The organism is Vibrio sp. 1978 (genome assembly GCF_033344345.1).
Genome location: NZ_JAWPOP010000005.1, coordinates 237,957 through 258,255, shown reverse-complemented (window position 1 = coordinate 258,255; position 20,299 = coordinate 237,957). Strand labels below are relative to the sequence as shown.

At 45.2% G+C, this 20,299-nt stretch carries 19 protein-coding genes; 9 read left to right on the top strand and 10 right to left on the bottom strand.

Annotated elements, in window-relative coordinates:
- The 3 genes from nirD to cobA all read left to right on the top strand — a co-directional run bounded on the left by nirD (position 1) and on the right by cobA (position 2,334).
- Positions 1 to 324, top strand: a complete 324-nt coding sequence (nirD, locus tag R8N49_RS07760; RefSeq protein ID WP_005387969.1) for a nitrite reductase small subunit NirD — start codon at positions 1 to 3, stop codon at positions 322 to 324.
- Between the two features lie 195 nt (positions 325 to 519).
- Complete coding sequence (locus tag R8N49_RS07755) at positions 520 to 1,368, top strand: formate/nitrite transporter family protein (protein ID WP_005387971.1); 849 nt, start codon at positions 520 to 522, stop codon at positions 1,366 to 1,368.
- Between the two features lie 207 nt (positions 1,369 to 1,575).
- Positions 1,576 to 2,334, top strand: coding sequence for a uroporphyrinogen-III C-methyltransferase (gene cobA, locus R8N49_RS07750; RefSeq protein ID WP_005376057.1), 759 nt, complete (start codon positions 1,576 to 1,578; stop codon positions 2,332 to 2,334).
- Positions 2,335 to 2,350: 16 nt separating this feature from the next.
- Here the strand turns inward: cobA and R8N49_RS07745 are convergent, their stop codons facing one another.
- Positions 2,351 to 2,791 (bottom strand): DUF4174 domain-containing protein, encoded by a 441-nt coding sequence (locus R8N49_RS07745; RefSeq protein WP_005376058.1) that lies wholly within the window; start codon positions 2,789 to 2,791, stop codon positions 2,351 to 2,353.
- Positions 2,792 to 2,910: 119 nt separating this feature from the next.
- Here R8N49_RS07745 and R8N49_RS07740 point away from each other — a divergent pair, with 119 nt between their 5' ends.
- Positions 2,911 to 3,399, top strand: a complete 489-nt coding sequence (locus R8N49_RS07740) for an NYN domain-containing protein (protein WP_005376059.1) — start codon at positions 2,911 to 2,913, stop codon at positions 3,397 to 3,399.
- 85 nt (positions 3,400 to 3,484) lie between these two features.
- Here R8N49_RS07740 and R8N49_RS07735 read toward each other — a convergent pair whose 3' ends face one another.
- Positions 3,485 to 4,816, bottom strand: a complete 1,332-nt coding sequence (locus R8N49_RS07735) for an anaerobic C4-dicarboxylate transporter (protein WP_005376060.1) — start codon at positions 4,814 to 4,816, stop codon at positions 3,485 to 3,487.
- Between the two features lie 419 nt (positions 4,817 to 5,235).
- Here R8N49_RS07735 and R8N49_RS07730 point away from each other — a divergent pair, with 419 nt between their 5' ends.
- Together R8N49_RS07730 and R8N49_RS07725 are read left to right on the top strand one after the other, a co-directional pair.
- Complete coding sequence (locus R8N49_RS07730) at positions 5,236 to 5,973, top strand: siderophore ferric iron reductase (RefSeq protein ID WP_042520969.1); 738 nt, start codon at positions 5,236 to 5,238, stop codon at positions 5,971 to 5,973.
- Between the two features lie 89 nt (positions 5,974 to 6,062).
- Positions 6,063 to 8,234, top strand: a complete 2,172-nt coding sequence (locus R8N49_RS07725) for a TonB-dependent receptor (protein ID WP_017634648.1) — start codon at positions 6,063 to 6,065, stop codon at positions 8,232 to 8,234.
- Between the two features lie 49 nt (positions 8,235 to 8,283).
- Here R8N49_RS07725 and R8N49_RS07720 read toward each other — a convergent pair whose 3' ends face one another.
- Positions 8,284 to 8,475 (bottom strand): DUF2986 domain-containing protein, encoded by a 192-nt coding sequence (locus R8N49_RS07720; protein WP_005376066.1) that lies wholly within the window; start codon positions 8,473 to 8,475, stop codon positions 8,284 to 8,286.
- A 136-nt stretch (positions 8,476 to 8,611) separates the two neighbouring features.
- Between R8N49_RS07720 and R8N49_RS07715 the strand changes: the two genes are divergently transcribed.
- A complete protein-coding gene (locus R8N49_RS07715) occupies positions 8,612 to 9,121 on the top strand; it encodes a GNAT family N-acetyltransferase (RefSeq protein ID WP_025767743.1) in 510 nt (169 codons plus the stop codon).
- Between the two features lie 14 nt (positions 9,122 to 9,135).
- Positions 9,136 to 9,525 (top strand): nitrous oxide-stimulated promoter family protein, encoded by a 390-nt coding sequence (locus tag R8N49_RS07710; protein ID WP_025767744.1) that lies wholly within the window; start codon positions 9,136 to 9,138, stop codon positions 9,523 to 9,525.
- A 49-nt stretch (positions 9,526 to 9,574) separates the two neighbouring features.
- Here R8N49_RS07710 and R8N49_RS07705 read toward each other — a convergent pair whose 3' ends face one another.
- Positions 9,575 to 10,735 carry an MFS transporter gene (locus tag R8N49_RS07705; protein ID WP_017634647.1) on the bottom strand — a complete coding sequence of 387 codons (1,161 nt, stop codon included), beginning with the start codon at positions 10,733 to 10,735 and terminating at the stop codon, positions 9,575 to 9,577.
- A gap of 176 nt (positions 10,736 to 10,911) precedes the next feature.
- Entirely contained in the window at positions 10,912 to 11,346 is a 435-nt protein-coding gene (gene trxC, locus R8N49_RS07700; protein WP_005387991.1) for a thioredoxin TrxC, read from the bottom strand.
- 162 nt (positions 11,347 to 11,508) lie between these two features.
- On the opposite strand from trxC, the gene R8N49_RS07695 reads away from it, so the two are divergent.
- Positions 11,509 to 12,603, top strand: coding sequence for a ketoacyl-ACP synthase III (locus tag R8N49_RS07695; protein ID WP_053349917.1), 1,095 nt, complete (start codon positions 11,509 to 11,511; stop codon positions 12,601 to 12,603).
- An 86-nt stretch (positions 12,604 to 12,689) separates the two neighbouring features.
- Here the strand turns inward: R8N49_RS07695 and R8N49_RS07690 are convergent, their stop codons facing one another.
- From R8N49_RS07690 to R8N49_RS07670, 5 genes are all read right to left on the bottom strand, one after another.
- Positions 12,690 to 14,015, bottom strand: a complete 1,326-nt coding sequence (locus tag R8N49_RS07690; RefSeq protein WP_132936433.1) for a DUF1501 domain-containing protein — start codon at positions 14,013 to 14,015, stop codon at positions 12,690 to 12,692.
- A 9-nt stretch (positions 14,016 to 14,024) separates the two neighbouring features.
- Positions 14,025 to 15,593, bottom strand: coding sequence for a DUF1800 domain-containing protein (locus tag R8N49_RS07685; protein ID WP_064369239.1), 1,569 nt, complete (start codon positions 15,591 to 15,593; stop codon positions 14,025 to 14,027).
- 407 nt (positions 15,594 to 16,000) lie between these two features.
- Positions 16,001 to 17,263: a hydroxymethylglutaryl-CoA reductase gene (locus R8N49_RS07680; protein ID WP_047101062.1), complete on the bottom strand. Its 1,263-nt coding sequence runs from the start codon at positions 17,261 to 17,263 to the stop codon at positions 16,001 to 16,003.
- 352 nt (positions 17,264 to 17,615) lie between these two features.
- The gene (gene manA / locus R8N49_RS07675) at positions 17,616 to 18,833 is read right to left on the bottom strand and encodes a mannose-6-phosphate isomerase, class I (RefSeq protein ID WP_005376084.1); all 1,218 of its coding nucleotides are present in this window, start codon (positions 18,831 to 18,833) and stop codon (positions 17,616 to 17,618) included.
- 124 nt (positions 18,834 to 18,957) lie between these two features.
- Positions 18,958 to 20,298 (bottom strand): MFS transporter, encoded by a 1,341-nt coding sequence (locus R8N49_RS07670; protein WP_064369240.1) that lies wholly within the window; start codon positions 20,296 to 20,298, stop codon positions 18,958 to 18,960.
- Between the last annotated feature and the right edge of the window lies 1 nt (position 20,299).

The following is a 20,299-nucleotide window of genomic DNA, read 5'->3' as shown; positions in this document are numbered from 1 at the left end:
ATGTCATTTGAAAAGATTTGCCAAATCAGCGACATCGTACCGGGCACGGGTGTTTGTGCACTGGTTGATGGTCAGCAAGTTGCGGTATTCCGCCCAACACAAGCAGAAGAAGTGCTGGCGATCAGCAACACAGACCCGTTCTTCCAATCAAACGTGCTTTCTCGCGGTTTGATCTGTGAGCACCAAGGCGAGCTTTGGGTGGCTAGCCCACTTAAGAAGCAACGCTTTAACCTGACAACAGGTGCGTGCATGGAAGACGAGCGTTTTAGCGTGAAAGCGTACAAAACCCGCGTAACCAACGGCGAAGTAGAAATCTCTGCGTAAGCTTGGTTTTCATTCCCTCCTCTTAGGGGGAGGGAATGAACTGAAACCTAGATTTAATAGACAAAGGCTTTCCAAGCATCAACTCAGGGGAACAGGGAAGCGAGGTGTTGTAGATAGCGTTCAGGTGTCAACGGGAAGCCTTTCTCTATTCAATCTTTAACTTTTTAACTTTCAATTTTGGATAAGGACACATTCATGTCTACTGATTTTAAGCCTGCAGAATTCGTGCAAACCATGATCAATGTTGGTGAAGCGAAAACTAATACAAGCACGCGAGACCTTCTGCTTCGCGGTACGATGGCTGGCGTTATTCTTTCGCTTGCGGTGGTGGTTGCTATTACCGCGATTGTACAAACGGGTATCGGTCTTGTAGGAGCACTTGTTTTCCCCGTTGGTTTCGTGATTCTAAGTGTGATGGGGTATGACCTAGTAACCGGTGTTTTTGGTCTAGCGCCTCTGGCTAAGTTTGCAAACCGTCCTGGTATCACTTGGGGTCGTATCTTCCGTTGTTGGGGTCTTGTGGGCTTGGGTAACCTTATCGGTTCTCTAATCGTTGCTTACCTAGTGGCTATCTCACTAACAGGTAACTTCTCTCTAGAACTGAACGCAGTAGCGAAGAAATTTGTGGCTGTTTCTACCGCGCGTAGCCTTGGTTTTGAAAACATGGGTATGGACGGATGGATCACGTGTTTCGTACGTGGCATCTTCTGTAACCTAATGGTATGTCTAGGCGTTATCGGCAACATGACTGCACGTTCAGTGTCTGGTCGCGTAGCAATGATGTGGTTCCCAATCTTCATCTTCTTCGCACTAGTATTCGAGCACACAGTAGTAAACATGTTCCTATTCCCACTAGGTATGATTCTAGGTGCGGATTTTGGTATCGCGACTTGGTTGAACTTCAACCTTATCCCAACCATCCTAGGTAACATTGTTGGTGGTCTAGTAATGACTTGTATTCCACTGTACCTAACTCACGCTAAAACTGCGCCTTCTATCAATGCTGAAGAAGAAGTAAAAGCACAACCTGCAATGGCTAAATAACCATTAACGGGTAATTCGCTTAATATGGTCCCGCTTCTGGATGGGCGGGACTGTTCTCTAACTTGGATTTCAATTTTTAACTTTCACTTTCGCGACATATTTTATTGGTTTAGCTATAAAAAGTAATAACTCCTTAGAGTGGTTTTAGCCCTAAGTGCATAACGCGAGTGTTACTCTTTATATCTAAATTTTTCGATAGGCGTTGATATGACTACTGCTCACTCATCTTTAAACAGCGGCTTAGTTTCTCTTGTTGGTGCAGGTCCAGGTGATCCTGATTTGCTCACAGTAAAAGGCTTAAAAGCCATTCAAGCGGCTGAAGTTGTGGTGTACGACCGATTGGTGTCGAAAGATATTCTTGAATTGGCTCATGCATCAGCAGAGATGATTTACGTTGGCAAAAAATTGGACTTTCACTGCGTGCCTCAAGATCAAATCAATCAAATCTTGGTGCAGAAAGCGCAAGAAGGTAAGCGTGTTGTACGTCTGAAGGGCGGTGACTCATTTATATTTGGCCGTGGTGGTGAAGAGCTAGAAGAGCTAGCCGAATTTGGCATCAAATACGAAGTGGTTCCGGGTATTACGGCGGCGGCGGGCGCGACGGCTTATGCTGGTATTCCATTAACACACCGCGACCATGCACAAAGCGTTCAATTTATCACTGGTCATGTACAAAAAGATGGTCGTGAGATTGAATGGCATTCACTAGCGCAATCCAACAACACACTTGTGTTCTATATGGGTTTGAAGCAAAGCGGCCATATTATGGATAAGCTGGTCACTCACGGGTTAGATCCTGAGATATCATGCGCCATTATTGAAAACGGTACGCGCCCAGAGCAGCGCGTGTTCCAAGGAAAGTTGAACGAGCTATCGATCATGGCAGAGCAAGCCGTGAGCCCTGCATTGATTGTGGTTGGCAGCGTGACTCAACTTCACAACAAGTTGGATTGGTTCGCAAAGTAATACTGCTCAGAAGTGACTATATTTTACAGGGGCTTTGTTGCCTCTGCATTTCTTGCTTACGCATAGGCATTTGATCAATGAGGTTGTTGATAAACGGCCAGTCTGTTTCTGCGCCCCAACGGTGCTTTTCTAGACCATCTTTACCAAGCAAAATAGCGGTATGAGAACCTTTTTCGACCTCATAAAGACGAGCTAGCATTTTTAGGTCGAACTCTTCTTTAAGCCAAGCAGGAAAAGTATAACCTTGTTCTGTAATGACCAGCGTGACGACATCTCTGTCTTCCAACTCACACTCATTCATAAGTGTTTCTAGCAAGAATTGTTTGACGTATTCATCATTTTCTGGCGCAAAGTAGAGCACACTTCTATGTGGCCAGTATTTGGAGTGCGCTGGATAACCAAATGCTGTCGATGACAAGATACAAGAAAGCAGTATCACTAGTAACTTTCCGCCCATGACAGTTCCCCTAGAAACCCAAATAACTTTTTATACGTTAAGTTTAGTGGAATTGGCTCATTGTGCTTTTTCCAAAACTGGCATAGGGTAGGCAGCAAATAAATTGAGCGTAGAAATAGATGAGTTCGGAAAGCAAACAAAAAATCGCCATTTTGGTTGATGTACAGAATGTGTATTACACCTGTCGCGAAGCGTATCGAAGCAATTTTGATTACAACCAGTTTTGGTATGTTGCCACACAAGGGAAAGAGGTGGTAAGTGCTCGTGCTTATGCTATTGCGAGCAATGATCCCAAGCAACGTCAGTTCCACCATATTCTTCGGGGTGTTGGCTTTGAGGTGATGCTTAAACCCTACATCCAGCGTCGTGATGGTAGCTCGAAAGGCGATTGGGATGTGGGTATTACTCTCGATGCAATTGAAATTGCTCCCGAAGTTGAGGAAGTGATTCTAGTTTCGGGAGATGGAGACTTTAGTCTGCTAGTAGAGAGAATTCAGCAGCGCTTCAATAACACGGTGACCGTTTATGGTGTACCTAAGCTAACATCCCAAACTCTGATTGATTGTGCCGACAATTTTGTCGCGATTGATGACGATTTCTTGCTGTAGTAATAGTGCAATAAAGAAAGGCGAGTCACTCAGGCTGTACGAAACGTACAATGACTCGCCTCTAATTTATCGTTGATTTGGCTAGTTACGAAGGAATGATCATTTGCCCTAGCAAGTAACCCAAGCAACACGCACCAATCACGCCGATTAAGCCCACAGACATGAATGAGTGGTTGAAGTACCACTTACCAATCTTAGTTGTGCCCGAGGTATCGAAGTTCACAGTCGCGATATCTGAAGGGTAGTTTGGAATAAAGAAGTAGCCGTATACCGCTGGCATCAAGCCGATAAGCAGCGCAGGTTCCAAACCTAAGCCGAGACCAACAGGCAGCATCATGCGAGCCGTTGCAGCTTGAGAGTTCACCACAACCGACACAATGAATAACGCAAGCGCGAATGTCCAAGGATAGTTGGTTACCATCTCAACGATGCCAGATTTAAATTGAGGCATAGCGTACTGGAAGTAGGTATCTGACATCCATGCAATACCGAAGATAGCAATCGCCGCCACCATACCAGATTTAAATACCACCCCATTTGGTACGTCACGCGGGTCAGTTTTGGTCGCAAGCAAAATGATACCGCCGAAGCAGAGCATCATCATTTGAATCACAACTGCCATGCTGATTGGCTTCGAGCCATCTACGATGGTACGAATGTCTGGCCACATCGCGATAACGACGATAACCAAGATAGAAGCAATGAACAGCAATACAGAGTTACGAGCACTTGTTGGTAGTACTTCATCAAGAGACGTTGCAGTTGTGTTGAGGATTTTTTCTCTCCACACAGGATCTTTCAAACGCTCTTGGTATTCTTCATCGTCGTCTAGCTCTTTACCACGCTTTAGGCTGTAAAGTGACATCAACAACGTACCGAATAGCGTTGCAGGTACAGTAACGAGCAGAATTGAGAGCAGAGTGATCTCGTGTTGAATATCAGAGAGTTGCGCCAAGTAGTAAACTACGGCCGCTGAAATTGGTGATGCCGTGATTGCGATTTGAGAGGCGACAGAAGCGGCAGCCATAGGACGCTCAGGACGAATGCCGTTTTTAAGTGCAACGTCGCCAATGATTGGCATGATAGAGTAAACCGCGTGACCTGTACCAAGTAGGAAGGTCATAAAGTAAGTCACGAACGGAGCAATAAGGGTGACGCGTTTTGGGTTCTTACGAAGCACACGCTCGGCAACTTGCAGCATGTATTTCAAACCGCCAGCGGCTTCAAGAATGGAAGCACATGTTACCACCGCTAAAATGATCAACATGACGGTGACAGGAGGAGAGGTTGGCGGCATCTTAAAGATGAAGACTTCAATCACCAAGCCAATTCCGGATACGACCCCAAGGCCTATACCACCATAACGTGAGCCGATATACAGCATCACGAGCAAAAATAGAAACTCAAGATACAACATGTGGATTTCCTTATTCAAAACAGAGGGCTACATAGCCAAATTACCTCTTTGTATTGTCTCGATATTCAGAAAGAAAATACTTCATGTTGTTCACAATCCGCTGGATAAGAAACAGCAATATTCAATTATTGGCAATAACTCACGCTACACAGGGGAACTGTTAACACAGTTTTATCAGGGTGTTTTTATGCTGTGTATTTTTGCGATCATGTGAGCGTTAAATGCGAAGAGGTTTAAGAGTTTGTTGCTATTCATCGCATACGTAACCAGACCTTACAGTTTCACAGAACGCGGAAATACAGTCATAACTAACCCTAAAGGTGCTTCTTTGTTATGAAAACGCAAAGGATAATAGTTTGCATTGCGATTGGTGCTTGGGTATAAAGGTGTCAGAATGACTACACCAACAATAAGCCATCATGTCTGAGCAATTTTTCCCGCAACTGTTTCAAACTTCGAGTGAGATTACACCTTATCTACACGGTGATATCGGCGAGATAGGGCAAGAAGCTATCCATATCGAGAATGATATCAACCCGATCATCCAAGGCCTTTACCAGCAAATCTCGGAGGCTCATCCGGAAGCGGGAAAAGCATATTGGTTGACAAGAACGTGGGATTTACTTTGTTGGCAGCCAGTTTATGTCGCATTCATCTCTATTTACGGTTACCACACGTTGCCAAACATTCGCGAGATAGCGCAGCACCTCAAACCTTGTTTTGTTTCTGGGTACCGATTCGCCGACGAAGCGCATATACATGGCGAGCCAGAAGCGTTGATAAAAGAGGCGGGGCGTCAAATCCGAGAACTGTTCGACTTCTATCAACAAGAGATGAGTCAATGGACACGCATTCGTCCTGGCTTCACCCATCAATTGATGTCGGACGGAATCATGGCTTGTTTAATTCGTCTCCAACAGCGCTTTCCGCAAATGACTAACTCGACACTTCAGGAGCATGCGGTCTTGTGGCTAAGCGCAATGGGTTTGGATGTTGATAATAGCCGCTCACTTCATGAGACGGAATCTGATCAGCCGCTAAAGTTAGTAAGAAAAAGTTGTTGTTTAGTCTATAAGTGTGAAGGCAGAAAGCTTTGTGCAGATTGTCCTCGTTTAGAGGAAAATCGACAGCTTATGAGCAAGAAGGTTCTTAATTAACATTTATTTAACTTGTGTAACAGTGCTCGATTTGAGAGTGAGAATAAGTATCATTGCATGCTCTTGTTGACAACAAAAAGATAAATACAATGATGAAAAGGACGTTTTCTTTCAATCTCATCGTACTTGCGATGAGCAGTGGATACGCAGTTAGCTCAATAGCAGCAGAAGATCTTCAACAAACATCGACTCCGAGCGATGAGCAATTGGTTGTTGTAGGCAGTGTGATGCCGAAATCGATCTCCGATATTCCAGGAACGGTTTGGTTTGTTGGCCAAGAAGAGATTGCTCAGCAATATCGTGCGGGCAAGACACTGGGTGATATTCTTTCTGCAACCATCCCTTCTTTAGACGTCGGCACCGGTGGTCGAACTAACTATGGTCAGAACCTTCGCGGTAGAGCAATGTTGGTAATGATTGATGGTGTCTCGTTACAGTCTTCTCGCCCGATTAGTCGTCAGTTAGATGCAATAGACCCATTCAACATCGAGCGAATTGAAGTACTATCTGGTGCAACCTCCATTTATGGTGCAGGCGCTACTGGTGGTGTTATTAACATTATCACCAAGAAAGCGTACTCGGATGACTTGTCGTTTGAATCCTACGTGAGTGGCACTACAGGCTTTAATAGCAGCGATGACTTTGATTACAAACTCGCTCAGTCTATCTCGGGTGGTAATGAGCGAATTACCGCTAGAGGTTCGGTTGTGTACACCGAGACACAAGGTGCATTTGACGCAAATGGCGACATTGTCACCCCAGACATTTCACAGGGCTCTTTGCAGTATAATTCAACGCTCGATGTTATGGGATCGACCGAGATTCAAATCTCCGATGCCAGCAAGTTAAACCTTGTCGCACAATACTATGACAGCCAGCAAGATTCGCCATACGGTTTGTACATTGTTAACAATAAATTTGTTGATGTACGAGAGGGGTTCGATTCCGACCGTGAACATGGTACAGAGCGAGTTCTCTTAAGTGCGAACTACGCTCACGACAGCGTATTCGGTCATCAACTGATAGGCGAGTTATCTTACCGTAGTGAAGACCAAACCTTTACTCCTTATTACCAAAGTGCCTCTCAACAAAAAACAGAAGTTTTTGCTGGGCGCTTAGCGTTAGCTAAAAGCTGGGAGTCATTCAAACTTGTTTATGGTGTCGATGCGTACTTAGACCGTTTTGAAAGTAACCAGGCTCTGTTCGATCCAACCATTGCGAACAGCTCTGGGAACTTAATTAATCGAACCTATGCCGAAGTGGGGCGTTACCCAGATGTTGATGTGGCGTCTTACGCAATGTTTGTCCAAGGGGATTACCAAATCAATCAAGATTGGTCAGTACAAGCAGGCTACCGCTACCAATACATGGACAATAAGATTGATGATTTTGTTGCCTATAGTATACAAAAGAAGATCGCATCGGGTAATGGTGTATCAGCGGATGCGGTACCAGGTGGCAGCACTGACTACTCTGTGAGCTTATTTAATTTGGGCACCATTTATCAGCTTAACGATGAATCTCAGCTTTGGGCGAACTTCTCTCAAGGTTTCGAACTCGCTGATCCTGCAAAGTACTACGGCCAAGGTAGCTACGATGCCGCGGATGCAAATGGTCACTACGCGTTGAACAATAGCATTAACGTATCTGACTCAAAAATGTCGGGCATCAAAACGGACAGCTATGAAATTGGTTACCGATTAGATACGGATACTGTCGCACTGCAAGCGGCGGGTTACTACTCGGTGTCGGATAACTCAATCAAGTATGACAAGAAGACGCTCCTAATCACCAATGTTGATGACGAGCAACGTGTATACGGTGCCGAAGCAAACATTAACTACTGGGTAAACCGTGATATTTTGTTAGGTGCATCAGGTCACTATGTGGTTTCTGAGCTGAAAACCAACGGTAAGTGGGAAGATCTAAGTGCGGGTAAAGCAAGTACATCAAAAGCGAACGCGTGGGCGGCTTACTATCAGGATGGCTATTCACTACGTCTACAAAGCCAGACGATGTTTGATTACGAAGATGACGCAAACAACAAACTAGATGGATACACTACGTTTGATCTTCTTGGTAACGTAACACTACCTATCGGGCAGTTAGGTTTTGGTATTCAAAACCTATTTGACGAAGACTACACAACCGCTTGGGGACAACGTGCGCAGATTCTTTATGCAGCACACTACGATGCAGCAGCGTACGACTACAAAGGAAGAGGTCGCACATTCACACTGAACTACAGTGTTGAATACTAAAGCTAACTCGCTCCAAATATCAAAAAAGCCGCTTGAAGCGGCTTTTCTTTTAGGCTTGATCTGTCTGCGCTGTGTCTACAACGTTTTCCGTGTGTTCTGAAGCTTGGTTTTGTTCTTCAGCTTCCATTTTCGCGCGTTCAGCTTTGGAGATATAACGCGGCTTATTGCTCTTATGTAGCTTAGCGTTATGCTTCTTCTGCTTCGCTTTCAAGATCTGATTGATTTTCTTCTTGCGGTTCATGGTGGTGGTCCTTTAATTTAGCGAGGCAGGATAGTTACTTTTTTATCAAGTTACAACTAAATAAGCGCCGGTATCGGTCGCAAAATTCAAGTACGTTCCTATGTCCAATCATCTATCGCGTTTTAATGGAGCCCAAATGAAAACACTGTACACCGAACGTTTGATACTGCGTCTTGTGAGTGTAAATGATGCACCATTTATACTAGAACTTTATAACCGCCCAGACTTCTACCGTTTTGTCGGAGACAAACAAATTCGTACCGAATATGAAGCGGCGCGTTACATAAAAGAAAACATGCTACGCATGCAAAAAATTAGAGGCGTGAGTTTACTCGTTGTAGAGAAGAAAGAAGATGGACAACCCATCGGGATTTGTGGGTTGGTTAAACGTGACACATTACAACACTATGATCTCGGATATGGATTTTTACCTTCCGCTTATGGCTTCGGCTACGGAACGGAGTCTGCAACCGCAGTGCTGGAATACGCTAGAGAGGAAATGAAACTCGATAATTTGGTTGCCATCACCAACAATGACAATATTCGTAGTATAAGTTTGCTCAAAAAACTGGGCTTTGAGTTTGAACGAGTTGAGCAGCAATATGATAATGGCCGCACGTTAGAACTTTACACAATGATGTTGTGATTTTTGGATAGCGCATGAGCGATATTTTACTTGGCAAACTCGCCACTGAATTTAAGACAGTAAAAGCCATGGTAGAGGTTTACTGTCATGACCATCATGGAACAAAACGTGACTTATGCTCAGAATGTCATGAGCTGCTTGAATACGCAGAAGTGCGCCTCGACCGCTGTCCTTATGGAGAGAATAAACCGACGTGTAATAAATGTCCGATTCACTGCTACAAACCAGAGCCGAAAGAACAAATGCGTTTGGTCATGCGTTACTCTGGCCCCAGAATGTTACTGAAACATCCCATCTTGGCGGTTCGTCATTTGCTTCATGAAAAGCGAATGGTACCGGAAAAGCCTGCAGCGAACGCGTCAAACCGTCACAAGCGTTTATCTAAACAAAAATGCGAAGAATAAAAAAACGAGGGCGACATGCCCTCGTTTTCGTTGAGTAGAAGCGGCGTGGTTAGAGGCCAGCGGCCATACGCTGCTTGGTTTTGCTCGCAGCAAGTAGCATGTATACGCCAGTCGCAACCAAAGCGGCAAACAAGTAGCCTAGCAAGCCGTGTTCTTGGCCCATAAATTTATCAGCGACAACAGGACCAGCAACAGAGCCGATGCTGTAGCTAAACAGCATGACTTGTGTCGCAGAGACAATAAAGCGTTCATCAAGTCCTTCGCAACCTAAGTTGATTGCAATCGGGTACAAGGCAAAAGTAGCTGCACCTAAAAAGAATAATGCAGCAGCCAATACCACGGCTGACGAGGAAATAAAGGTCATACCGATCGAAAAAATACCCAAAATACAGAAAAACGCCATTAGCACTGTGCGGCTCATGTATTTGTTTAACGCGGTCACCATTGGTTGAACTAGCATGCCACCTAGAATCACTAGCGCCATCAATGTACCAATGTCTTGATGGCTAATTTTACGGTTAGTTAACTCAACTGGCATTAATCCGTAGATCGCGCCTAAGGTCAAACCTGAAACAACACAACCAATAATTGCTGCATGGTTTAGTTTGGCAATTTGCTTAAATGATAAAGCGGTTGATTCATGGCTGTTTGGCTGCTCACACTCAATGAACATTAGCACCAGCATCGCCATTAAGATCAACGTCGTGATCGCAATAAACGGAACGCCGCCACTTACGCCAAGCACGCCAATACCAAACTGGCCTAATGCTGAACCACCATAAAGCGATAGCATGTACAAGCTCAAACGTCTCGCACGCGATGCTTCGTCTCCAGACATTAGCCAAGATTCAACAATGACAAAAACACCAGCAACCGCGATACCCGCAATAAAGCGAGCGGCAAGCCACATCAATCCGTTAGCAAACACGGGTAGTGTGACGATAGTTAGCGAAAATACGGCCAAGCAACCAATAAACGCGTTACGGTGACCAACTTGACGTACGATACGTTCAATAAAAATAGCACCGGTTAATAAGCCGCCATAAAACACACTCGCCAACCAACTCGCGTAATCTGCTGAGATGTTGTATTCACCGAGCATGAGAGGGATCAAGCTCATTAAATAGCCCGAAGCCACCGCATAAAGAGACAGTGCGACGACTGGAACTGTAACTCGTGGTGATGCTGCAGGAACGACTGTGTTTTCCACTGTTTTGCGCCTATAAGTTAAATGAAATCTAAGGGTTATTCGGCGCGAATATGAGGCTAATAGTTAGGCAAGTAAAATGATAAATTTAAGTCGTTTCGATAAATAATATTTGTTAACTAGATAGGTTGATAAGTTGCATAAAAACGCCAACCTACAAACAAGGTTGGCGTGGAAGATTATTTAGTAAGTGCTTGATTTAACCATTGATCGAATTGAGTTTTAGGTAACGCACCATTGATCATATCAACGCGTTGACCATTCTTGAAAACCATAATGGTAGGAATACTGCGAATACCAAATTGCGTCGCAAGTTGTTGTTGAGCTTCGGTATCAATCTTAACAAAACGAGCCGTTCCGGCTTGCTCATGAGCAACATCAGAGAAAACAGGAGCAAAACCAACGCACGGGTTGCACCATGGGGCCCAAAAATCTACTACAACAGGCATATCACTTTGTAATAGAGCAGAAAAGTTATCTTGTGTACCTTCGATAGGCGAGCCGTCTAAAAGTGCACTTTTACATTTACCGCAAGTTGCAGATTCGGCAACGCGCTCATTAGGGACACGATTTAGACCGCCGCACGAAGGGCAGCGAGTTTTAAACGATGACATGACTTCTTCCTTTATTACGTATTGATGAAAACATGACTTACCAGTCAGCCTCATTATTTGTATACTTATTTTTTAACCTGCCGAAATAACGCAGCGCAGGTTTGTATTTGAGCCTAAGGTTCTAAGAAATTTTATTAAAATACAACAATAAATAGGTCTGCGATGACAAATTACTACGCTGAAATTACAGGTTGGGGGAAATGTGTTCCGCCAGCCGTGCTCTCTAACGATGATCTTAGCACTTTCCTCGATACTTCCGATGAGTGGATTCGTACCCGCACTGGTATCGAAAACCGCCGTATTAGTCATGTAAACACGTCAGACATGGCGACCGTTGCTGCTAAACATGCATTAGCTCGAGCAGGCGTCGATGCAACAGACGTGGATTTAATCATTGTGGCGACTTGTTCACCAGATTCATTGATTCCAAATATCGCGTCTAAGGTACAGCAGAACCTAGGTATTCGTGCAGCCGCTGCCTTTGACTTAAATGCCGCATGTACGGGATTTGTCTATGGCCTAGAAACGGGCACACGTTTGATTCAATCAGGTAACTATCGTAACGCGATCATTATTGGTGCGGAAAGATTGTCTTTCTACATCGATTGGGCAATGCGAGATACCGCTGTTCTATTTGGTGATGGTGCGGGCGCCGTTGTGTTATCAAGAACGGAAAAAGAAACGGGTTTACTACAGTCTCAAATCGGTTGTGACGCAAAAGGCCGAGATATTCTGTCCGTACCAAAGTTTGGTACTTGTATGGATCGCTTTGCGGAAGACAACGGTTACTGGGATTTCAACTTTGTAGGACAAGAAATTTTCAAACGTGCAGTAAAAGGCATGGGGCTAGCTGCGAAAACCGTACTGAAAGCATCACAGTTAACGACGGAACAAATCGATGTTGTGATTCCGCATCAAGCGAATATTCGTATTATTCAAACCTTGTGTGACCTGTCTGGAATTCCACACGACAAAGCGTTTGTTAACATTCAAAACTATGGCAATACTTCAGCTGCGACGGTGCCAATTGCATTGTGTGAAGCGGTAGAGCAAGGTCGAGTTAACCCAGGTGATAATATGCTTCTTGCTGCATTTGGTGCAGGTTTGACATGGGGTGCGGCAGTATTGAAATGGGGTGACCGCGTAACGCCAGTTTCTGAAAGTGATGCGGTTCTGCCTGAGTGTGAGCAATCCGCGTTAGAATTACTTGAGCGTGCCATTAAGCTGTGTAACGAACGCCGTCGCGACGAGGTGTAACGGACACTCTGCAAACATAAGATGAGTAAGGGAGCGCGAGGCTCCCTTATTTGATGATGCGTTCTACAGCTAACCTGAAAAATATCTTAAGCCATAAAGCCCAGGTTTGAATGAGTAAAATTACGGATGTTCGGGAAGACGTATTCCAGTGCAGCGTTATCACTCACGCCCATCCACTGTGCTAGTGTTGAACCAACTTGATCAGCGGCAATTTTGGGTATGAGTCGGCCTTGAGAGTAATCATCGTTTCCGCCCAGTATTAGTTCCGGCCATGTACCGATAGGTTGTTTCCCATTTACCGCGCCTCCAATTAATAGTTGATGGCCACCCCAGCCATGATCGGTACCATTTCCGTTGCTCATCATCCGTCGACCGAAGTCAGACATAGTGAAAGAGGTAACTTGCTTGTTTAGCCCTAACCGTTCGACCGCACGATACATTGCTAAAAGGTTTGTCGCGAGATCCTCAAGTAACACTGGATGACGTGCCAATTGCGAATCGTGTAGGTCATACCCAGAGTGTTTAACGAAAAAGACTTGTCGTTGCTGCTTCAGGACATCTTGGCTTGCTATCAATTTGTACACGGTTTGCATCTGCTTGCCGAGCGTCGATGACGTAAACAGCGGCTCGTCAGCAATGTGGTTGAGTTGCTCGCTCAATACACTACTCATTACCATCGACTCATCAACCATCAAATTAAAATGACCATTAAATGGATTGTCAGTTTGATGAGAGAGAAGGCGGTCATAGATACCTTTGTATAAAGGGCTATCAATCGCGGTAAGCTGAACTGCGCGATCTTTTTTCAGGACGGTTTGGCGGTGTTCCATTGCCCGTAACCAAAGCGAGTTGCCATGCACACTGTATAGCGGTGTTATTTCTGATTCAGAGTTTAATACATCCAACATTCTGCCAGCCCAACCAAGATTTTTAGACTCGCTCATTCCACCAAGTAACCAAGCGTCTGTTTGAGAATTATGAGAAAACAGTTGCTCGGGAAGTGATGCTTCACCTTGCTCAATAGCTTGTTTGGTGACGGGATGGTTGAGAATGCCACTATTGAGCACGATGCTGGCATCGCCTTGTTCGAAAACGGAAGTCAACGCATTTAACTTTGGGTGTAAGCCGAGCTTCACTGGGTGATTTGAGCTATCGACAGCACTCAAATTGATAGGGAGTATGTCTTCTTTGGCGACAGAGAGTGGCCCTCTGACTTTGGAATATTGACGATAGTGCGCCTCCGATAATGGCAGTATGGTGTTGAATGCATCGTTTCCGCCTGCTAAATACACACATATTAATGCTCGAAAGTCATTGGATGGCGCTGCGAGAGAGTAACCTGGCAGACTAAGAGAGGCTAGTGCGCCCATCGATAGCGTGCTTTGTATAAAATGTCGTCGTGAAATATCCATAATTCACTCCTAATCCTGAATATAGAATTCGTCGCCAGAAATGGCGGTAAATATCACTAGAGCGAGTTTTGTTGTTGGCACATAGTCCCCACGATAATCATTCAGGGCGGTGAGCATGAGCTCTTTCAATTCAGCAGAAGCCGTTCCAGCAAAGAAACGCTCGTTAACCAATTCGACTAAGGCACGGTGATCGTCCAGAAGAAGATAAAACTCGTTAAGATCGAAGTGGTAGGAATCACCACCTCCTCTACGAGTGCTGGTTAACATATAGTTGACCAAATCGGTATAAACAGACCAATTGAGAAGTTCATACTCTGGAGAGTTAATACCAGACTCCGTAAACTCGTTAGACGGCTGATAGTCTGGAGAGTAAAAATTAAACACGGAAGGAGAACGAAGCGGCCCTTGATTAGCGATGTTCATCATCGTTGTTGCGTCTTCGTAACGTGATCCTTTAATCGTAAAACCTGATGCTCGATGAAAATTAGTCAGGACCAGTATCGGTTCTTTCACTTTTATAGGCGGGGTATCCGTCATCCCTAATGCTTCAGGGTCGAGCAATATGGCTCGAACAACGGCGGTTAGATCGCCTTTTTCTCCTTCCCCATTGTTGTTAAATATCGTAGCAACACGCGCGACGTACTCTGGGCTTGGATTTGAACTGACCAAACGTTGGATAAGTAACTTTGAAACAAATGGAGCAACATTTGGGTGAGACATCAACATATCAATCACTTTTGAAAGCTCTTCTTGTGCGGTTAGACCCGATGGGATCACGTTCCCTAGAAATCGCTTCTCGCCGGTGTCGTGTCTTTGACTGATAACTCGCATCGGTTTCACGAATGCGATGTCGGAATTTTTCCATCCAGTTAATGCTCGCGCGAGCTCTTGAATATCAGTTTGATTGTACGTGGGGATAGGTTTGCCTGTTGCGTGGTTTAGCTTTTTACTGCCATCTAAATTGAGTTCATACAAACCGATAGTGAATAACTGCATTAACTCTCGAGCAAAGTTCTCATCGGGAAGCGTTCCTGTCGCACTATTTTCTTTTGCACTACCGAGCATAGACAAATAGCTCCCCATGACTGGATGGATGGAAACGTCATACAACAGGTCTCGGTAGTTGCCAAACGCATGCTCAACCAACAGATCGTAGTAATTCACTAACCCTGTAGGTTTGCTGGAAAGAACGCCGCCATAACGAGAAACGACTACGATCTGACTCAATGCATAAGCCGTTCGCTGTCTGAGCTGATCTTCAGCAGTAACAACAATCTGATACCAAGCATTTTCTCGGTTTGACTGTAGGCCTTTAGAAAAAGGCGTTTGATAAAGTGGTTGATGGTAGGTTGCTGGCAGGTTGATTTGTTTCTGTATCCAGTCCTCTAACCCGTTTTCCCTAACCTCATTAATTAACGCAGGAGTTGGTCCAAAAGAGGTTTGATAGAGAAAACGCGCAACGGTTTGATCGGATGGGGATTGCTGTATTTGTGCTGATACATTAGGCACATGGCTCAGCAATAAGATAGCCAATCCTAGTACCCAAGCAGAGATTTTATTTAGCTTCTGACGTCTCATAGTTAACTCGCTTACCCGAAGTAACGATTTAAGTCCATTTAACGGGAGTTATTAAGCTCTTTTGAGCTGTTTAGTAAATTTATGAAAATCAAGCAGCTGCATAGGCGAGTATAGTAGCTATAAGTGGTGAACAAAAAACTCAAACGATGAATTTGGTACTATAGTGCTAGAAGTTTTTGATGCTATTTTTTCTAAGATACTGATATTAAATATGGCCAATGAAGAGTAACAAGCAGAGATATCGCAATGGATATAGAAGGGGGACAGCTAAAGTACTGTTAACAAGAGATTGGTATGTTTGTTAAGGCTTAAGTTAGTTTCAAGAAATTATTGAGCCAATAAATAAAGTCCATTGGTTTGCACAAGAGAAAACCACACGGATGTTCTCTTGTACAAAGCAACAAAGGTTATTTTCGGGCAAGCTTATGGTGAGCACGAGAAAAGTGATCGGCACAAAATGCGCCCACGATCGAGAGTTCGCCAGCCAGACAAAGCGCAGCTGCGACTTCGGCTAACGCTTTCGCATTGCCGTTGCCGTGCAAACCCAAAATATCCAAACATGCTTTTTGTGTTGGAAGGCCAGTACCACCACCAACCGTCCCCACCATGATGTTTGGCAAGGTCACGCACGCGTACAAGTTGCCTTGAGCGTCCACATCCATACGAGTGATTCCAATGGCAGACTCTGCAACGCAAGCGGCATCTTGACCACAAGCAATGTACAGCGCGGCAAGCGCGTTTGCGTAATGCGCGTTGACGCCAATTGTCCCGCTAAGTAAACCGCCCACTGTAGTCATTTTGCCAAATTGAACCATAGACTCCGGCGTCGTATGCAGATATTTTTCCACCAACTCAGCAGGAATGGTCACTTCGGCGGATACTTTCTTACCGCGTACCGAGCGCAGTGTGTGCGCGTTTGGTTTTTTGTCGCCTGATAAGTTGCCATCCAAGAATGCTTGAGTTGGTTTGATTGGGCTGGTCGCCAAAATATGATGGAACACTTCGTTTGTTGCGATGGTCACCATGTTTTGTCCGGAAGCGTCACCAGTCACGTATTCAAAGACCAAATAAACGTGGTTTCCTTCGATATTTACATTGATGTCTTTGAGTTTGCCATGTGAGGTGGTGGATTCCGCAATTTGACGAAATGCGTCAAACTGGGTCACAACCCAACTGACGAACTGGCCAGCGTCGGCAAGGTTATTAAAGGCGAACACTGGCGTTCGGCTCACCCCTTCACTCAGCAACAATGCGCTCGCGCCACCAGCGGCGGTAATAAGATTTGCGCCACGGTTGTAGGAAGCGACTAACGCGGCTTCTGTCGTTGCGAGCGGAACCAAAAAGTCATCGTTCGCATACAAGCCGTTGACGCGCAAAGGGCCTGCAATGCCGACCGGCACATTAACAGTACCAATGAAGTGCTCGATGTTGTTGGAGTAAGCATCGCAATGTGACTGCGTGAAAGGATCAAGGAGATGATCTTTATTGGTCACGTGTTCCAATACTTGCCAACGGCGCGCCAAATGCTTATCCGACAGGCCAGGGCTTAAGCAGAGACGTTTCTCTGGCTTGTGAAACTTCGGTTCTAATGCCGATTGAATCTTACTGCTGGTTTCGATATCGGAAAGGGCGGAGCTTTGAACAGGGTTATCTTGGTTTAACTTCGGCATACAAACGTTAACTGAAAAATCGAACCAGAGATTGTAGTGATTGAGGCTTTGATTACAACGTTGATTATACGTTTTGCAACAAATACCACTGTGCAAGCGCCTTTATTATCCAAGTGATTTGATATTGGAGCGACGAATTTACCGGACATAAATGGGTTTTGACAATGAATGTTGCAGTAAATGGCAGATCCGGGAGGTTATGCCTCTTAGAGAAACTGGCCTGTAGGTGTTTGGATTCGACAAGGTGTAAGCATGAGTGCCTTAAAAGCGGAATGGTTCAATCTATGAAAGGAATAAATTGTCTAACCCAGTCCCTTGGGTCAGACGTTAGTTTGAATCAGTTATTCAAAAACTAGTTGAAGGCGCGAGCCACACGTCCCGCACTTTGAATACGGTAATGACCAACGTAAGCAGGAACAAATACAGATTGTCCTTTCGAGGCAGTTAACGTCTCACCGTTATCACTGATGAGTGTCAGGTCGGCATCAATCGCCATCAAAATCTCTGCGCTATTGGCATCAACCACTTCATTGTTCGGTTGGTTAAGAATGCTGAAACTAAAGTCTGCCACTGGAACGGGGTAAAGGCTCTGGCAACCATTGGCATTGGGTTTTAGGACAAGGCTGTGAAACGGCTTAGGCACAAAGTCTGTGCATTTAACCAGTTCTTCAACATCCATATGTTTCTGCGTGAGTCCTGCACGCAAAACGTTATCTGAGTTCGCCATGATCTCTAATCCCGTACCTTTAATGTAAGCGTGTGGCGTTCTTGCGCTCAGGAACATGGCTTCGCCAGGTTGCAGCGTGATGACATTCAACAGTAATGGCGCAAACAAGCCGACATCGCCAGGGTATTGAGTGGATAGATCCAAGATGAGCTGGAAAACGTCGTTGTTAGTACCTTGCTCTGATTGGTCTGAAGCTTGGGCAAGAAGCTGTTTCAGTGCACGCTCTTTTGTTTCGCCTTCCATGGTCAGAATGTGCACAAAGAAATCGCGTAAACCTTGTGAGTTGATTTCGCGTTTGAATGCATCTAGCGGTGTGCGTAGCTCATTGATATCGCAAAGGCCAAATGCCTCAATAATCTCGTCATACGAACGAAAACCGTTCATGGCTTGGTAACTTGTCAGCGCGTACACCAACTCAGGTTTATGGTTTGGATCCTTGTAGTTACGATGGCTTGCGTTTAGTGGGATCCCGGCACTTTGTTCTTTTTCGAAGCCTATTTCGGCATCTTGTTTGCTTGGGTGAACTTGAATCGACAGTGCATGTTCGGCCGCTAAGATCTTAAACAGAAAGGGCAGGTCGCCAAATTTCGCTGCGGTTTCTGCTGATAAGTAAGCGGGTTGGTTTTGTTTGATCAGTTCAGACAAAGGCAGCGTGTTTTGCTCAACCTGAACTTCAGAGCAGCCGTTTGGGTGAGTACCCATCCATACTTCTGCTTGAGGCTCATTCGTTTCGTTAGAAAAGCCAAACAAATCGTGAATAGAAGAGGTGCTTCCCCAGGCGTAGTTTTGGATTTTGTTGTTCATTTGAAAGAAGCTATGCGATGAAATAGTGTTCAAATTCATGAATTTTTCCCATAGTTAACCCTCCGAACTGAATCGGAAGAAAAATTGAGCAGAGATACGTTAAATAAGGAGGGCGAGCGCGGTTAGGTCACTCGCCAATTTGCCCTAAGGGCGATAAGTCGATTTACAACCGAGGCTTTGGTTCGAGTGGTTTTCGTGATGGCTGCGCTTGCAAAAATGGCAGCAACAAAAGGCCAATGACGGCTGCACAAACTGAAATGATGATGAAGAAACCCGTCCAATGATATTCTTCAAGAATTAACGCCAGTGGATAACCAGACAATGCTGCGCCCATGTAGGCGAACAAGCCCACGAATCCTGTTGCCGCGCCGGCAGAATCTTTGTGAGAGCACTCCGCCGCCGCCATACCGATCAGCATTTGTGGTCCAAAGACAAAGAAGCCGATGGAGAACAATCCCGCCGCTTGGAATGCAAAGTTGGTCAGAGGCATCAGCCAAAGCGCAGAGACAGATAAGAAAATCCCAATCGCGAACAGCAAGTTCATTGGCCCACGGTTACCGCCAAAGAGTTTGTCTGAGCCCCAACCCGCAACCAATGAACCAACAAAACCGCCGATTTCAAACATAGACAGAGCAGCGTTGGCGTTAATCAGGCTATAGTGATGCTGCTCGGTCAAGTACAGGTTTCCCCAGTCATTGATTGCGGTACGAACGATGTAAACCAACACATAACTGAACGCGAGCAGCCAGATGTATTTGTTGTTAAATACGTACGATTTCAGAATTTCGCGGTAGGTGAGGCCACGTCCGTAATTTTCTTGCGCAAGTTCTAGTGCGTCGTTGCGCCATTGACCGACACTTGGTAAACCCATTGTTGTGGGTTTGTCGCGCAATCGCCAACAAACGAATAGACCGAGCAATACCCCGATGATGCCGGGTAGAATAAAACCTTCACGCCAGCTGTAGTGCAACGTCAAATAGCCCACCAAAATAGGGATCAGCGCGCCACCAACGTTGTGTGCGGTGTTCCAAATCGCCCATAAGAAGCCACGCTCGGAACGTGAATACCAAGTGGTTAACAGCTTGGAGCATGAAGGCCAGCCCCAGCCTTGGAACCACGCGTTTAAGATCCACAGAGTAATGAAAGCCGCGAGTGAGCTAGAAAAACCGAACGCGATATTGACCAGACCTGTCGCAATCAATCCTAATCCCATGAAATAACGAGGATTAGAGCGATCCGAAATCGTGCCAGAAATAAACTTCGAACAGCCGTAAGTAATGTAGAAAAGTGTACCGATAAGACCCAAATCGCCTTTATCTAAGCCAAGATCGGTAATCATCGCTGGTGCGGCGTAGTTAAAGGTCTTACGGGTAAAATAGAAACCTGCGTAGCCGATGTACATCCCCAACATAATGTGCAAACGCCAATGGTGGTAACGCTGGTCGATTTGCTCGTTGCTCAGGCTCGGTTGAGTAAATTTAGGTGAACGTAAAAATCCAAACATC

Bases quoted from the DNA above. Each gene is read 5' to 3' on its own strand.
- R8N49_RS07745 (WP_005376058.1), bottom strand. From the start codon at position 2,791: ATGGGCGGAAAGTTACTAGTGATACTGCTTTCTTGTATCTTGTCATCG.
- R8N49_RS07740 (WP_005376059.1), top strand. From the start codon at position 2,911: ATGAGTTCGGAAAGCAAACAAAAAATCGCCATTTTGGTTGATGTACAG.
- R8N49_RS07680 (WP_047101062.1), bottom strand. From the start codon at position 17,263: ATGCCGAAGTTAAACCAAGATAACCCTGTTCAAAGCTCCGCCCTTTCC.
- R8N49_RS07755 (WP_005387971.1), top strand. From the start codon at position 520: ATGTCTACTGATTTTAAGCCTGCAGAATTCGTGCAAACCATGATCAAT.
- R8N49_RS07730 (WP_042520969.1), top strand. From the start codon at position 5,236: ATGTCTGAGCAATTTTTCCCGCAACTGTTTCAAACTTCGAGTGAGATT.
- R8N49_RS07725 (WP_017634648.1), top strand. From the start codon at position 6,063: ATGATGAAAAGGACGTTTTCTTTCAATCTCATCGTACTTGCGATGAGC.
- R8N49_RS07670 (WP_064369240.1), bottom strand. From the start codon at position 20,298: ATGTTTGGATTTTTACGTTCACCTAAATTTACTCAACCGAGCCTGAGC.
- R8N49_RS07720 (WP_005376066.1), bottom strand. From the start codon at position 8,475: ATGAACCGCAAGAAGAAAATCAATCAGATCTTGAAAGCGAAGCAGAAG.
- R8N49_RS07685 (WP_064369239.1), bottom strand. From the start codon at position 15,593: ATGAGACGTCAGAAGCTAAATAAAATCTCTGCTTGGGTACTAGGATTG.
- nirD (WP_005387969.1), top strand. From the start codon at position 1: ATGTCATTTGAAAAGATTTGCCAAATCAGCGACATCGTACCGGGCACG.
- R8N49_RS07735 (WP_005376060.1), bottom strand. From the start codon at position 4,816: ATGTTGTATCTTGAGTTTCTATTTTTGCTCGTGATGCTGTATATCGGC.
- R8N49_RS07695 (WP_053349917.1), top strand. From the start codon at position 11,509: ATGACAAATTACTACGCTGAAATTACAGGTTGGGGGAAATGTGTTCCG.
- R8N49_RS07715 (WP_025767743.1), top strand. From the start codon at position 8,612: ATGAAAACACTGTACACCGAACGTTTGATACTGCGTCTTGTGAGTGTA.
- R8N49_RS07710 (WP_025767744.1), top strand. From the start codon at position 9,136: ATGAGCGATATTTTACTTGGCAAACTCGCCACTGAATTTAAGACAGTA.
- R8N49_RS07690 (WP_132936433.1), bottom strand. From the start codon at position 14,015: ATGGATATTTCACGACGACATTTTATACAAAGCACGCTATCGATGGGC.
- cobA (WP_005376057.1), top strand. From the start codon at position 1,576: ATGACTACTGCTCACTCATCTTTAAACAGCGGCTTAGTTTCTCTTGTT.
- trxC (WP_005387991.1), bottom strand. From the start codon at position 11,346: ATGTCATCGTTTAAAACTCGCTGCCCTTCGTGCGGCGGTCTAAATCGT.
- manA (WP_005376084.1), bottom strand. From the start codon at position 18,833: ATGAATTTGAACACTATTTCATCGCATAGCTTCTTTCAAATGAACAAC.